A 13,140-nucleotide genomic window follows, 5' to 3' on the forward strand; every position below is an offset into this window, starting at 1 on the left:
AGCTTTGAAAAATAGGCATAAAAAAAACCGCTGATTGCTCAGCGGTTTTTTTACGAGTTGTTGGCTTACCAGGGCTCGAACCTGGACTCTTCTGAACCAAAATCAGACGTGTTGCCAGTTACACCATAAGCCAGTTTAGTTTAAGATTGCCCGGGGGTCTCTCTTAAAGTGTCACAAAGGTAAAGTCTTGCTTTATTTTTTCCAAACTAGCCTGTAAACATTTTTGTCATTTTGTGCTAATTGCCTTTGAATCAGCTGAAAATAGTAGAAAATAAACCAAGTCTAGTTGTTGATTTCTTTAATTTGTATCAAAGGTCATATTTATAATTTGTGTATTCAGAGGGTTTGAAATTGTGATATTGTTAACAGTGAGGCTTTTAAGTTGATATATTAGAAATATTTAATCATTTTTGTCAAATTATTGAAAAAACTACCAAACCGTTAATTGTTATGCAAGTTGAGAAATTAGAAAAGATTGTACCTGAGGTGATACAGAAGTTATCAAAGTTAAAGTCGGGGGAGAAATTAGCAGAAGAACTTTCTTGGTGCTGGGTGAGCTTCCAGAATGATAAGAATCCAGTGGGACTGATAGAAAAAAGTCAGCAAGCTTTAGTTCTTTTCAAAGAGGCTAGAGAAAAGAATCCAAAAGCAGTAGCTAAGAAATTGGTAGAAAGCTTCGAAAATGCATTGAATTAAGCATAAAAAAACCCCGATTAATCGGGGTTTTTATTTTTATCAGTTTGTTAGGATTATTCTCCTGACACGTTGAATTTCACGTTAGTTTTCACTTCTCTATGAAGGTCAACTTCAGCAAGGAATTCTCCAGCGCCATCAACTGGCGTATTGATAGAGATTTTCTTTCTGTCTATGTCGATACCTTGAACTGCCAATGCGTCGGCAATCTGAAGAGTAGTTACTTTACCGAAGATTTTACCTGACTCACCAATTTTCGCTTTGATCTCTAATGTTAGAGCTTCAAGTTTTTCAGCGATATTCTGAGCTTCAGTTTTAATCTTTTCTGCTTTGTGAGCAGCTTGCTTGATATTCTCAGCAAGAATTTTCTTGTTAGAGCCAGTTGCAAGAACTGCAAAACCCTGAGGGATTAAGTAGTTTCTTCCGTAGCCTGACTTTACAGCTACCAAGTCATTCTTATAGCCAAGACCTTTGATGTCTGTTTTTAGTATGATTTCCATTTGTAATGATCTTTTGTGATTGGACGATACAAGACCGAATTATTTCAACCCATCGGTTACGAATGGCAACAAAGCCAAATGTCTTGCTTTTTTGATAGCCTGAGCTACTTTTCTCTGGAATTTCGCTGAGTTACCAGTAAGTCTTCTTGGAAGAATTTTACCTTGCTCATTGACGAACTTCAACAAGAAATTAGGATCCTTGTAGTCGATGTACTTAATGCCGTGCTTTTTGAATCGGCAATACTTTTTTCTGATTTCGCCTCTATTGATTGGCTCGTTAACTAATGTCATTTGGTGGCTTCCTCCTTAGCTTCAACTTTTTTGTTAAACTCTCCTTTTCTTCTTCTTTCGGCATAAACAATTGAATGTTTATCCAAAACAGTGGTCAAGAATCGCATTACTTTCTCTTCTCTTCTCAATTCTACTTCGAATTTGCGGATGAGCGTTGGATCGGCCTTGAATTCAACCATAACATAGAAACCTGTAGTCTTCTTCTCGATAGCGTAAGCCATCTTCTTAAGACCCCAATTTTCCACATTAATAACGTCTGCCCCCAGTTCTTTTAACAAGTTCACAAACTTGTCGACAGTATCCTTTATCTGAACATCAGATAAAACGGGAGTTAAAATGAATACCGTCTCGTAATTTCTTTGGAACATTTTTTTAATGTGTTTAAGGAATTTAATAAACAGGTTGCAAAAGTAGAAGAAATCTCACTGTATTCCAAACAAATAGCTAAAGCAAAAGTGGTAGTGAATGAAAAATTACTTAGCTCCTAGCTTAAATGGAAACAAAATCCGAGTAGTAACTTCGTGTAAGTTAAAATGTGGTAAGAAATAAGTGTTGTCTATCTGTAGAATGTATTTGTTAGATCCAGTTTGATGACTAGAGAAGGTAAGCTAATTTTCTCTGAAGTAACTAGGAATTGTGCCAGTGCTTCATCTGCTTAAATACCCGTTTCTATTCGATTATTATCAAAAAAAAACCTCCCGAAGGAGGCTTTAATTATTTCACTGTGAATGTCTTGGACCCGACTTCATAATTATCCACGTAGATCTTCACTTGATGCTCACCAGACACATAATCCGAGCCTTTTTCGTAAAAGAAGGTTAACACCTGCTCTGTGTTGTCAAAAATCACATCTTGCTTTACGGTATAGAATTGCTCCGCTCCCTGCATCATAAATGTGCCAGATCCTTTTGCTACATCAAAAATTGGTTGAGCATTTGGAGCTAAAACCTGCACATATATATTTCGTGGACCTTTCTCGGCAACTTTATTGTCCGCAATGTTAAAGCTTACTTTAATACGTTCGATTTGACGATTCCTGAAGTCTTTCGTGGTTTCTACGCGTTCCTTCCCTTTAGAATTCACAGCTGATACTTCTATATTTTCAACTTTCAGCATAGAAGCAACAGTGACTTTCGCTTGGAGATCTTCCTTCTGAATATTCAGTTGAGCCACTTCTTCTTCTATTTCTGCTTGGGTGGTTTTCAGATCTTGATTTTCTGTAAAAAGCTGCTGGTTCATAGCCCGCAATTCAAGGATTTCCTGATCTTTTTCTACGATCATGCCATTGTAGCTTTTGATTTTTTCGTTCAATGCTACTATTTCCGAAGAACTTCTCTGCCTCGAGGTATTTCTTTCGGCTATTAATTGATCACGAACCTCCTCTAAAGACTTCACATCACCACCAAGCTTTTCAATTTCTTGAATTCTCAGGTCGAGTTGGTAGGTTACAGAGTCTATTCTTTTGTTCAAATCATTATTTTCTGTGGACAGAAGCAGGATTTCTTCAGACTTCTTGGTGCGATCTACGTAATCTGTGTAAAGTTTAATTCCACTGATTATCACTAACAGTACCAAGACTATAATAATTATATTTTTACCTTGGTCTTTCTTTTCAGGCGTGTGTTTTTCAAATTCAGTATTCATTCAATTATGGAGTTAAAATGGCTTTTTTAGGCGAAAATTATTGGACTGAAAGGTATTCTAATGGCAAAACTGGATGGGATATAGGTTTTGCTTCTCCACCACTTGTGCAATATTTAGACCAAATTGCAAATAGAGATCTTGAAGGGTTAATTCCTGGCGCAGGCTCGGGTTATGAAGCAGGTTACGCTAAGCATTCTGGTTTGTGTAATTTCCATTTACTTGACTTTTCAGAAGAGCCATTGAATAGGTTCAAAGCCTCCAATCCAGATTTTCCGGCTGATAATATTCACCAGGAAGATTTTTTCCTCCATCAAGGAAAATATGATCTGATTTTGGAGCAGACTTTCTTTTGCGCCCTTGATCCTATTCTTAGAGCTGATTATGCTAGTAAAATGCAATCGCTCTTAAAGCCAGGTGGTAAACTGGTGGGCGTTTGGTTTGATAGAGAGTTTGAATTCCAAGGCCCACCATTCGGTGGAGATGCTGAAGAATACAGGAGCTTGTTTGAAAAGTATTTTGTGATCAAAACATTTGCGCCCTGTTACAATTCGATTCCTGAGCGATTAGGGGCTGAAGTTTTTATGATTTTAGAGAATTCAAAAATCTAGTATGTATTCAGCTTTTTCCCCTGGGTAATCAAAGAACACAATTCCGCATTCGTAGAAATCTAAACTGAGCTTGACTTCGGATTTGTTTTTAATATCATCCCAAGCCTTTTCCATTTCTCTTGACCAATGAATGTCGCCTATCGCAATAATGGAGTTGGCGTGAGTTTTAGGTAGAAGTTGCTCAAAATAGGTTGTAGTTCCTTCATAAGTATGAGTCGCATCAATTAAAGCAAAATCTATTTTGTCTAATTTGGTGAGCATGGGAACAAGTGTCTGGCTGAGTTCTCCTACTATTAGATTGAGGTTTTCAAACCCCTCTAATGGTTTAGCGATCCGGGCGATTTCTTTTGATCCTTCGAAGGAATAAACTTTTCCTTTGGTTACTTTGGAAAGGTATCTGCTGCTGATCCCCATACATGTGCCCAACTCTAGGACATTTTGCGAAGGTGTTAAAGAACAGAAAAACTGATAGAGTTGAGTGTATTTACGATTACTAGTGCTGAATTTGGTGATATCTGAAACTTTCCTTTTCGCAGTGTTCACGCTTTTTGATCCAGCGCCAAAATCTTCCACTTCAATCACTTCATCGGAAGAAAGTAGTACTTTTCTAAAAGTTTCTATTTCCAAATCTTCTTCATTTCTTGCCTTTATGTAGCTGAAAAGCTCTCGATAAGTTCGGAAGAGTGAAGGTGACTGAAGTGAATATTTATCCTCTTGCCTTAGCCAGTATCTTAGGTAGGAGAGAAGGGGAAAAACTTTGTTTAGCAAATCAATTTTGGAAGTAGCTAGCTATCAATTGGAATTCCGGTATAACTACGTCGAATTTATTACCATCAAATAATTTCTCCATGTAATAAATACCTTTCATCTTTCCCAATCCAGATTTCAAATTGCACCCAGATACATAGCTATGAGATTCTCCTGGCTCCAAAATTGGTTGTTGGCCTACTACACCATCACCTTCTACAATTTTCCTTACCTCTGCGGCATCAGATATTTCCCACCTTCTCCGCAATAGCTGCACAGTTTGGTTGCTTTTGTTTTCAATAGTTACCTTGTAAGTAAATACGAAATGATGCTGATGTGGGCTGGAAAATTCAGATTGGTAGGTGACTTCTACACTCACTTGAATCCCTGATGTTACTGCAATTACCATGTATTAAACATTTTAAAAGTCTGTAAATATACAATCTATAGTTTGAATATCAATAAATCTATATGGAAGTCAAAATAGAACCAAGCTGGAAAAGTGCTTTAAATCAATTGTTTAACCAGAAATGCTTTGAAGACCTAGTTGCCTTTGTCAAAAACGAGTATGCCACTACAATTGTTTACCCACCTGCCAAAGAGATTTTTAATGCATTCAATCACTGTCCTATAAATTCAGTGAAGGTTGTGATCCTCGGGCAAGATCCATATCACGGTCCAGAGCAGGCTCATGGCTTATCATTTTCAGTGAAGCCAGGAGTTCCATTTCCGCCTAGTCTTGCAAATATTTTCAAAGAATTAGAAACTGATCTGGGGAAGTCTAAGCCGCGGTCTGGTGATCTGACAGGCTGGGCTGACCAAGGAGTTTTCCTATTAAATGCTACTTTGACCGTACGAGCTCATGAGGCTGGTTCGCATCAGAAAAGAGGTTGGGAAGAATTTACTGATGAAGTAATCCGCATGATCAGTGAAAAACGTGAAAATGTGGTCTTTTTGCTATGGGGAGCTTATGCCCAAAAAAAATCAATGCTGATTGATTCACATAAACATTTAGTCTTGATGGCACCTCATCCCAGCCCACTTTCTTCCTACCGTGGTTTTTTTGGTTGCAAACATTTTTCCAAGGCAAATGAATACTTAGAGGCTAATGGGGAGAAACCGATCGAATGGTGAAAAAGCGTACTTAGTGATCAGTCGCAGAGATTAGTTTGCAGACGAGTGTGTAAAGAAGTCGAAGCTTTTGTGAGGAGTAAGTGGTAAAAAGTAAGAAGTGGGAATTTAGGAGGGACTGAGGAGTGGTCAGTGATCAGTCGCAATTCCTTACACTTTATTTCTTGTCGCAAGAGCAACTCCAATAATATGTTTCTTCCAAATAAATTTCATCTCTAAGCAAAACTTCTTGGGGTTTCTAAGAGAAAAAAAGCCCTGAAATTAAATCTCAGGGCTTTTTCCTTAATCAATTCCGTTAAATATTCTGCTCCAGCGAATCTTGCTGAACATAGATTCATGCTTATCCAGTGAAAGCCACAGAAACCAAGCTTTACCTACAATATGGTCTTCAGGGACAAAGCCCCAATAGCGAGAATCCAAAGAATCGTGTCGATTGTCACCCATCATAAAGTAATAATTCTGTTGAAATGTATAGTTATCTACTTTTTGACCATCAATAAATAACTGTCCATCTTTTACTTCAACGTTCTCAAGACCTTCATATTTCTCAATGGTAAAGCTGTATTTCATTACATTTTCACTAGTCATTTCGATTGTCAAGCCTTCCGCGGGAATTTGAAGTGGTCCGTAGTTATCTCTATTCCAACTTTTTGACATTCCAGCTGGAAAAATATCTAGATTTCCAACGCTTTTTTCAATTCGCTTCGTGACAGAAGTGACTACTGAAGTTGATTCTAATCTCTTGATTACTTCATCAGTAGCGAACACCATGTAGCCTGAGCCATCACTAAATGACACATAACTGTCTACATTAACATCGTAATCTTTAAAGAAATCTGCAGTAAGCGGGCGATTTGAAATCACGTCGTATGAATACTGCATTCCTTCTGGCTTATCAGCAAGTTCATTATTAATATAGGCGTCACCTTCTCGCACTTCTATCACATCTCCAGCTATTCCTATTGCTCGCTTAATATAATTTGTCTTCAGATCCGTTGGATATTGGAATTCAACTGGATAATTAAATACGACCACATCATTGTTTTTGACATCTGAAAAGCCCGGTAATCTGAAATATGGGATTTCAATAGCGTCGGAATAGGAAGGGATATCTGTTCCCCAAACTTTTTGATGCGTGAGAGGAACCTGCAAAGGTGTAATTGGGAAACGTGTCCCATAGTGCATCTTACTAACGAAAAGGAAATCCCCCACCAAAAGTGACTTTTCCATAGACGCTGTGGGGATGGTGAATGGTTCAAGAAGTAACCAACGGATCAAACTCGCTGCTACTACTGCAAAAATCAAGGCATCGCCCCATTCGCGGGCTGCTGATTTTTTTGTTGTTGACTTACTCATGATTGGTTTTTAAGTTCAGAAAGATAGAAAATCATCCATAGAAAGCACGCCCTTCTTGCCTTGAATCCACTCCGCTACCAAAATTGCGCCAAGGGCGAAGCCCTGTCTGCTATGTGCGGTGTGTGTGATTTCAATGTCGTCTATTTCAGACGAATAGCGTATTATATGCGTTCCTGGAGCCGGATCTATACGTTTGGAAGTAATAGGAAGTGAATGTTCGATTTCGTTCGCTTCCTCGGACAGATTCCAGTTGCTCAACCCGGTTATGTTTTTGATGATGCCTTCGGCCAAAGTAATTGCTGTTCCAGAAGGGGCGTCTTTTTTGGCGGTATGATGAATCTCTTCTACCGAGCTTTTATAACCAGTAGTTTCATTCATCTGCTTAGCTAGAAATTCATTGACTTTAAAAAAGATATTTACACCAATACTATAGTTGGATGCATAGAAAAATGCACCGTTATTCATAAGTGTTAGCTGCTCGATCTCTGGCTTTTGATTAAGCCACCCAGTTGTGCCAGAGAGGATAGGGATTCCACGCTCAATAGCCCACTTGATATTTTCTACTGCAGCTTCAGGTTGACTGAATTCAATAGCCACATCAATAGTAGCAGGGTCCAGTACATCCAAATCCTTACGATTTTCTATATTGATTTTACCAGCAATGCTATGACCACGGCTTTCAGACAACTGACCGATCAGTTGTCCCATTTTCCCATAGCCTAGAAGTAATATATTCATATTTAAAAATTGAGTTTTAATGAGAGTCCAACTGATTTGTTGTTTGAAGAGAAACTTTCATAATGAGGTTCTATTTTCAATGCAATATCATCTGATACATCAAAGCCTGAAAGATGTGCATCCACGTTTGCATCGATTAGATTCAAAGCATAGATCCCGACTAAAACGAGATAGGTAAGATCTCGGCTTTTTCGCCAATAATTCACATTTCGGACTAATCCATCCCGGTTCAAACTTGGGAAATCATTTGGCAGTTCATCGTCGAAATCAGCTAAAGCTTGTTTGAAAATTTGGTAGCGGCGATTGTTAAAATTAATAAAGTAAACGTCTGTGATCAAACCACCATATATCAATGGAACCTTCCATGATTTACCATTATAAATCTGTCCTGCACCTGGCAAAATAGCTGAAAGGATGGTGGCTTTTTTCGGGTTCTTAGGAAGTAAGGAATAATCAGGTTTTGATTTTGGAATCTTAGGTTTCTCTACTGGAGGTGGGGGAGGTTTCGATTCTTGAGCAAATGACACACTACTCATGTTCAAATATAAAAGTAAAAGACCCACAAGAATCAGTGGGGCTTTACGGTAGCATGTGTTATGAGAATGGAGCCGCATCACGGTTAGATGATTTCCAGAATTTCTAGAATCCGATTAAGATCAGATGTGGAGTTAAATGGGATTTTAATTTCTCCTTTATTCTTGGGGTTTGACTTTAAAGCTACCTTGGTCCCAAAATGAGAGGCTAATTTCTGTTGAAGTTTATTGATCTCATATTTCTTTACTGGATCAAGTTGATCTTTAATTGGCTTCTCTGGCTGGCCTTCACTCAAGGCTTTTACCAGGGCTTCCACTTTTCTTACGCTTAATTCTTCCTCTACTGCTTTTTTGAAAATAGCCAGTTGTACATCTACATCTTCTACATTTATCAATGCCCGAGCATGTCCCATTGAGAGCTGTTGATCACGGATAGCACCTTGTATTGTAGGAGGGAGCTTGAGTAGTCGCAAGTAATTGTTTACAGTAGTTCTGTTTTTCCCAACGCGATCCCCTAATTCTTCTTGTTTTAAATCACATTCTGCCAGCAATCGCTGATAAGAGTGAGCAATTTCCAGGGCATTCAGATTTTCACGTTGAATGTTTTCAATCAGCGCCATCTCCAGCATTTGCTGGTCATTAGCAGTACGGACGTAGGCAGGGATTTCTGTTAATCCAGCGATTTTTGACGCTTGAAACCTTCGCTCACCCGAGATTAATTGATATTCATTTGTGTCGAGCTTGCGCACAGTGATAGGCTGAATTATCCCTTGAACTCGGATGGATTCTGCCAATTCTGCCAGTGCGTCCTTGTCAAAATGAACTCTAGGCTGAAAGGGATTAACTTGAATTTGCTCAAGTGGAATTCCGAAAATCCCTGTTTTAACTACCTCAGGCAAAATATCCTCAGATTTGTGTTTGGCAGGGCTATCTTCTAGCAAGGCACCAAGACCTCTTCCTAAGACACTTTTTTTACGATTCGGTTTTTGGTCTGACATAGTTATGTGGTCACTTTTTGAGGGTCATTTTTCTGAGCTATTTCACTTGCCAGGTTCATATAGGCAACTGCACCTTTTCCATCAGCATCGAAAGAAATAGCTGGTAGACCAAAGCTTGGTGCTTCACTTAGTCTCACATTTCGAGGAATGATCGTTTGAAAAACCATATTTTTGAAATGTAACCTAACTTCTTCTACCACCTGATTAGAAAGGCGAAGCCTCATATCATACATGGTAAGCAGAATGCCTTCGATTTCTAAATCAGGGTTTAGCCTGGTTTGTATGATTTTTATCGTATTCAATAATTTACCCAAGCCTTCTAAAGCAAAATACTCGCATTGTACAGGGATAATTACTGAATTGGCTGCAGTGAGAGCATTGATCGTAATCAATCCCAAGGAAGGCGAGCAATCAATAATGATGAAATCATACATGTCTTTCAATTCATGAATGACCTCTTTCATCTTCTCTTCCCGATTGTCTAAATTAATCATCTCCACCTCCGCACCGACTAGATCGATGTGAGATGGTACCAAATCCAAGAATTCAAGGTCGGTTTTATGAATGATCTCTTTGACATCCACTCCGTCCACCATGCATTCGTAAATGCTGGTGTTGATAGATTTGGGATCATGACCCAGCCCGGAGGTTGTATTGGCCTGCGGATCAGCGTCAATCACCAGGGTCTTATGTTCCAAGACAGCCAAACTAGCTGCCAAGTTCATCGCTGTAGTAGTTTTGCCTACTCCGCCTTTTTGATTGGCTATGGCAATGATTTTTCCCATGGTGTTAATAGAAGAGTAATTTAACCTCAATATTAAGCAAAATGAATTCTTTTATGGCTGATCTTCTTGCTTTTTTTAGCTTGCGCAAAAGCTGACATAAATAGGGTTTTGGTGAATGAATATTCAAGAACTGTGAGTTAATCTACTGATAAATAGCATTTTGGTTTAGCTTGTTTTCAAATAGTCAGCTAATTAGCCTTGCGATTATTCTAAGTGAATGAATTGTTAATATTGATAAAGGCAAACGTGCGTTTTTGAGGTAAATTGCAGTTTGCAATAAAAGAACCACTAGAACACACGTGGTTAATGAGACATTTTATTTAAGCTATGCTTGTAGACATTTTATTATGGAATTAAAGGGTCTGACAGATGAGGAGTTTGATTCTCTCTATCCTATCAAAATGAAAAAGCTCTCGGGTACGCATTGGACCCCAGTAGATGTAGCGAGAAAAGCTATACAGTTTTTAGATACGGATGGAGTTGAAGCAGTATTAGATCTAGGTTCTGGAGCTGGGAAATTTTGTCTAATTGCCGGCTCAATTTCTAAGTCAAAAATCACAGGCGTGGAACAACGAGAGAATCTCGTACAGCTATCAAGGAAACTAGCCGCAAATCACCAACTTCAAAATGTGAATTTCATTCATGATGATCTTCAAAATCTAGACTTTGGGTGCTATGATGCCTTTTATTTCTTTAATGCATTTGAGGAAAATATAAATCTCACAGATAAGCTGGATAAAGACACGAGCATTAATTTAGAGCTCTATCATACTTATATCAAATTGATCCGAGAGAAATTTGAAAGTTTGCCAGCTGGCACCAGGATCGTAACCTACTGTGGGGACGCAAGAGAAATACCTGACTGTTACCGATTGGTAAAGTCAGGTAATAAGGGAAAGTTGAGATATTGGGAGAAGGAAGTCTAACTCGTTAAATTTTTTTTAAGGAAGCGCCTTTCGCTCTTGCTGCATAGACTGTATGCCTAAAATTAAAGGATAGGAAATCATCGCACTAATGACGCTTAATGTTCTTCTAACTTTGTTTTAATAGAATCAGCGTTAAAATAAAGTTATATCTCCATTTTGCTATACTCGCGAATTTTCGTGGTCAACAGATTTGGACCCTCCTTTGAGTCGTCAAGAACCATGATTGCACGTTTTATATTTTTGATTTTTCCATGGTTCCTGAATCCAATACTAGAGAGTTTGTACATGCTTCAGTAGTGCTTTGCTCATAAACTACGGAGTTTTTTCAGATCCTGCAATTACAGATGAACTGCTAGACTCTGTTTCTCCTGATAACTTTTCAGCTAAAACTGATTCTGAAATTCGCGGAATTTTGATTTAAAAAAGGATGCTGCTATTTATGAAACGTGTTTCAGTAGGCGCACTATTTGAGATTTTTGTCCTTAGCAGTATATTTGGACCTGCATCCCAGATTGGAAGTTCAGTTTCATGATTTTTTTAGGATTCTCTACCTTCTTCAAATGGATATTAGTTGACATTTTGTATGAGAACAATAGCTTACTCGTCTACAGAGAATAGTGTTTTCGACAATAAACTCTAGCTACCAGATCTTTAGGCTTCAACTCATTGAGTGTGATCAAACGAGGTTTAATTTTTTCATTAATTCCGGGCGCCTCGATCTACTTATAGGAATAACAAATTTTTGAATTAAAATCGTATTGTCTTGGATGTCTATGATTTTGCTAAGGTTGATAATGTATGATCGATGAACTTGGAAAAAAGATTTGTGAGGAAGCTTGGATTTGATTTTGGACAGGGTCGTGTGTACTCTATATTCTGTGTTGTCAAGGTGGATTAAAATGTAATCTCCTTTAGCCTCAATCATATTAACCTCCTCAGAATTAAGTTTAATTAATCTTTTATCAATATTAATGTAAAATTGACTACTTACATTTGGAATATTAGGCGATAAATTATGAGAATGTGGGAGATTTTTTCTTGCTTTTTGAACAGCTTTTTTAAATCTTTCAGGGTCGATTGGTTTAATAAGAAAGGCAACAATATTGTCGTATTCAAAGGCTTTTAGGGCGGATTCTTTATCAGATGTAGTTAGGATAATTTGTGAAGAACTTTTTAGGGTCTGTATGAAATCAAATCCAGAAAAGCCTGGCATGTGAATGTCTAGAAAAATTAAATCCACTTGTTCCTTGTTAAGAAAAATAAATGCATCCATTGCATTGTTAAAAGCGCCCACCACCTCAAGATTAGGTTCTTGGTTGCATAAAAAAGTTAAAATTTCTCTTGACACACTCTCGTCGTCAACTACTATGCAGTTCATGTGGTTCCTCCGGATATTCTGGGAGAAAATTAAGAATTTTTGTGACGATTTCCAGAAATTCTTCTTGATTATTTAGTTTTCCATCTCTTAAATCTAATTCATGCTGGTTTGCTAGTATAAAACCTTGCTCCATTTGAAAAAAGGCAATTTTGTGATTGATTTTATGGACTATTTCTGCTGCCCAAAAATAATTTTCTGCTTTCAGTGCATTCTTGTAATTGTCTAATTCCTCCGGTAGTTCGGTGATTAAGATCCGAAGTATCTTTACTTCAAATTTTTCATTGCCGTTAGATAGGGTCTTAAGATACTTGAGTGAAGGACGTTCCATTTGTTTACAGTAGATTTTATTCTGGTAGAAAGGTTTCGATTTGCGTGTTTGCTTTCTTAGAAATGATAAGTTTGAATTTTGATACAATGTGTTTTTTATTTATTTCTTCACTCATCTGACCAGCGGTTATATTCTGAATTAATAAGCCGAAGATCCATGAGTTGCGATCTCTTATATGTATGATCTCAATAGTTCCAGTTTCCTCTTGTAGCTTATTAGATACTTGAGCAAGGAACTGCTTGAAAGTCTTTTTTATATAGTTTGGGTTGCCTTTAATGAATGGCAAAGTGGTGTTTAGCTTAAAACGAATAGTGCCTTGCCCCTCCAAATCAATTATCAAGCTTTTCAAAAATTCGTAGCTATCTATAATTCGCTCTTCGTTATCTAGAAGTGCAAAAGATGTATATATGTCATTTGTATTGATCATACTAGTGATTGGTTTTAAAGTCATTATAATGGGGCAAGGCTTGGGTGTTAAACAACT

General features: G+C 37.8%; 18 protein-coding genes and 1 tRNA gene. 4 read left to right on the top strand and 15 right to left on the bottom strand.

The features are described from left to right. Window positions 1–60: 60 nt before the first annotated feature. Window positions 61–133, bottom strand: a tRNA-Gln gene (locus BVH02_RS06730). A 317-nt stretch (window positions 134–450) separates the two neighbouring features. Here BVH02_RS06730 and BVH02_RS06735 point away from each other — a divergent pair. After that, entirely contained in the window at window positions 451–696 is a 246-nt protein-coding gene (locus BVH02_RS06735; RefSeq protein WP_086500471.1) for a hypothetical protein, read from the top strand. A gap of 53 nt (window positions 697–749) precedes the next feature. Here BVH02_RS06735 and rplI read toward each other — a convergent pair whose 3' ends face one another. The 4 genes from rplI to BVH02_RS06755 all read right to left on the bottom strand — a co-directional run bounded on the left by rplI (window position 750) and on the right by BVH02_RS06755 (window position 3,128). Further along, window positions 750–1,193, bottom strand: a complete 444-nt coding sequence (rplI, locus tag BVH02_RS06740; RefSeq protein ID WP_086500472.1) for a 50S ribosomal protein L9 — start codon at window positions 1,191–1,193, stop codon at window positions 750–752. Window positions 1,194–1,232: 39 nt separating this feature from the next. Next, window positions 1,233–1,484: a 30S ribosomal protein S18 gene (gene rpsR / locus BVH02_RS06745; RefSeq protein WP_057937597.1), complete on the bottom strand. Its 252-nt coding sequence runs from the start codon at window positions 1,482–1,484 to the stop codon at window positions 1,233–1,235. Beyond that, complete coding sequence (gene rpsF, locus BVH02_RS06750) at window positions 1,481–1,852, bottom strand: 30S ribosomal protein S6 (RefSeq protein ID WP_086500474.1); 372 nt, start codon at window positions 1,850–1,852, stop codon at window positions 1,481–1,483. Before rpsF ends, rpsR begins: the two co-directional genes overlap by 4 nt. Window positions 1,853–2,198: 346 nt before the next feature. After that, window positions 2,199–3,128: a coiled-coil domain-containing protein gene (locus BVH02_RS06755; RefSeq protein ID WP_086500475.1), complete on the bottom strand. Its 930-nt coding sequence runs from the start codon at window positions 3,126–3,128 to the stop codon at window positions 2,199–2,201. A 17-nt stretch (window positions 3,129–3,145) separates the two neighbouring features. On the opposite strand from BVH02_RS06755, the gene BVH02_RS06760 reads away from it, so the two are divergent. Beyond that, window positions 3,146–3,736 carry a methyltransferase domain-containing protein gene (locus BVH02_RS06760; RefSeq protein ID WP_086500477.1) on the top strand — a complete coding sequence of 197 codons (591 nt, stop codon included), beginning with the start codon at window positions 3,146–3,148 and terminating at the stop codon, window positions 3,734–3,736. On the opposite strand, the gene BVH02_RS06765 is transcribed toward BVH02_RS06760, so the two are convergent. Continuing rightward, window positions 3,725–4,504: an O-methyltransferase gene (locus BVH02_RS06765; RefSeq protein WP_086500480.1), complete on the bottom strand. Its 780-nt coding sequence runs from the start codon at window positions 4,502–4,504 to the stop codon at window positions 3,725–3,727. The two genes, BVH02_RS06760 and BVH02_RS06765, sit on opposite strands and share 12 nt — an antisense overlap. 1 nt (window position 4,505) lies before the next feature. Then, window positions 4,506–4,892, bottom strand: a complete 387-nt coding sequence (apaG, locus tag BVH02_RS06770) for a Co2+/Mg2+ efflux protein ApaG (RefSeq protein WP_086500482.1) — start codon at window positions 4,890–4,892, stop codon at window positions 4,506–4,508. Window positions 4,893–4,954: 62 nt separating this feature from the next. Here apaG and ung point away from each other — a divergent pair, with 62 nt between their 5' ends. Further along, window positions 4,955–5,617 carry a uracil-DNA glycosylase gene (gene ung, locus BVH02_RS06775; protein ID WP_086500484.1) on the top strand — a complete coding sequence of 221 codons (663 nt, stop codon included), beginning with the start codon at window positions 4,955–4,957 and terminating at the stop codon, window positions 5,615–5,617. 279 nt (window positions 5,618–5,896) lie between these two features. On the opposite strand, the gene lepB is transcribed toward ung, so the two are convergent. The 5 genes from lepB to BVH02_RS06800 form a co-directional block, all read right to left on the bottom strand. After that, the gene (lepB, locus tag BVH02_RS06780; RefSeq protein ID WP_086500486.1) at window positions 5,897–6,970 is read right to left on the bottom strand and encodes a signal peptidase I; all 1,074 of its coding nucleotides are present in this window, start codon (window positions 6,968–6,970) and stop codon (window positions 5,897–5,899) included. Between the two features lie 15 nt (window positions 6,971–6,985). Continuing rightward, window positions 6,986–7,708 carry a 4-hydroxy-tetrahydrodipicolinate reductase gene (gene dapB / locus BVH02_RS06785; RefSeq protein ID WP_086500489.1) on the bottom strand — a complete coding sequence of 241 codons (723 nt, stop codon included), beginning with the start codon at window positions 7,706–7,708 and terminating at the stop codon, window positions 6,986–6,988. 2 nt (window positions 7,709–7,710) lie between these two features. Continuing rightward, window positions 7,711–8,244 (bottom strand): DUF5683 domain-containing protein, encoded by a 534-nt coding sequence (locus tag BVH02_RS06790; RefSeq protein WP_223271823.1) that lies wholly within the window; start codon window positions 8,242–8,244, stop codon window positions 7,711–7,713. Between the two features lie 83 nt (window positions 8,245–8,327). Next, window positions 8,328–9,239, bottom strand: a complete 912-nt coding sequence (locus tag BVH02_RS06795; protein ID WP_086500492.1) for a ParB/RepB/Spo0J family partition protein — start codon at window positions 9,237–9,239, stop codon at window positions 8,328–8,330. Window positions 9,240–9,241: 2 nt separating this feature from the next. Next, window positions 9,242–10,024, bottom strand: a complete 783-nt coding sequence (locus tag BVH02_RS06800) for a ParA family protein (RefSeq protein ID WP_086500493.1) — start codon at window positions 10,022–10,024, stop codon at window positions 9,242–9,244. A gap of 347 nt (window positions 10,025–10,371) precedes the next feature. On the opposite strand from BVH02_RS06800, the gene BVH02_RS06805 reads away from it, so the two are divergent. Beyond that, window positions 10,372–10,950, top strand: a complete 579-nt coding sequence (locus tag BVH02_RS06805; protein ID WP_086500496.1) for a class I SAM-dependent methyltransferase — start codon at window positions 10,372–10,374, stop codon at window positions 10,948–10,950. A 676-nt stretch (window positions 10,951–11,626) separates the two neighbouring features. On the opposite strand, the gene BVH02_RS06810 is transcribed toward BVH02_RS06805, so the two are convergent. The 3 genes from BVH02_RS06810 to BVH02_RS06820 are packed head-to-tail and all read right to left on the bottom strand — an operon-like array spanning window position 11,627 to window position 13,083. Then, window positions 11,627–12,328: a LytR/AlgR family response regulator transcription factor gene (locus tag BVH02_RS06810; RefSeq protein ID WP_086500498.1), complete on the bottom strand. Its 702-nt coding sequence runs from the start codon at window positions 12,326–12,328 to the stop codon at window positions 11,627–11,629. Further along, the gene (locus BVH02_RS06815; protein WP_086500500.1) at window positions 12,309–12,656 is read right to left on the bottom strand and encodes a hypothetical protein; all 348 of its coding nucleotides are present in this window, start codon (window positions 12,654–12,656) and stop codon (window positions 12,309–12,311) included. Before BVH02_RS06815 ends, BVH02_RS06810 begins: the two co-directional genes overlap by 20 nt. Window positions 12,657–12,672: 16 nt before the next feature. Then, on the bottom strand, window positions 12,673–13,083 hold the full coding sequence (locus BVH02_RS06820; RefSeq protein WP_111357098.1) for a hypothetical protein: 411 nt from the start codon (window positions 13,081–13,083) through the stop codon (window positions 12,673–12,675). Between the last annotated feature and the right edge of the window lie 57 nt (window positions 13,084–13,140).

It is taken from the genome of Algoriphagus ratkowskyi (assembly GCF_002150505.1).
Taxonomy (GTDB): Bacteria; Bacteroidota; Bacteroidia; order Cytophagales; family Cyclobacteriaceae; genus Algoriphagus; species Algoriphagus ratkowskyi.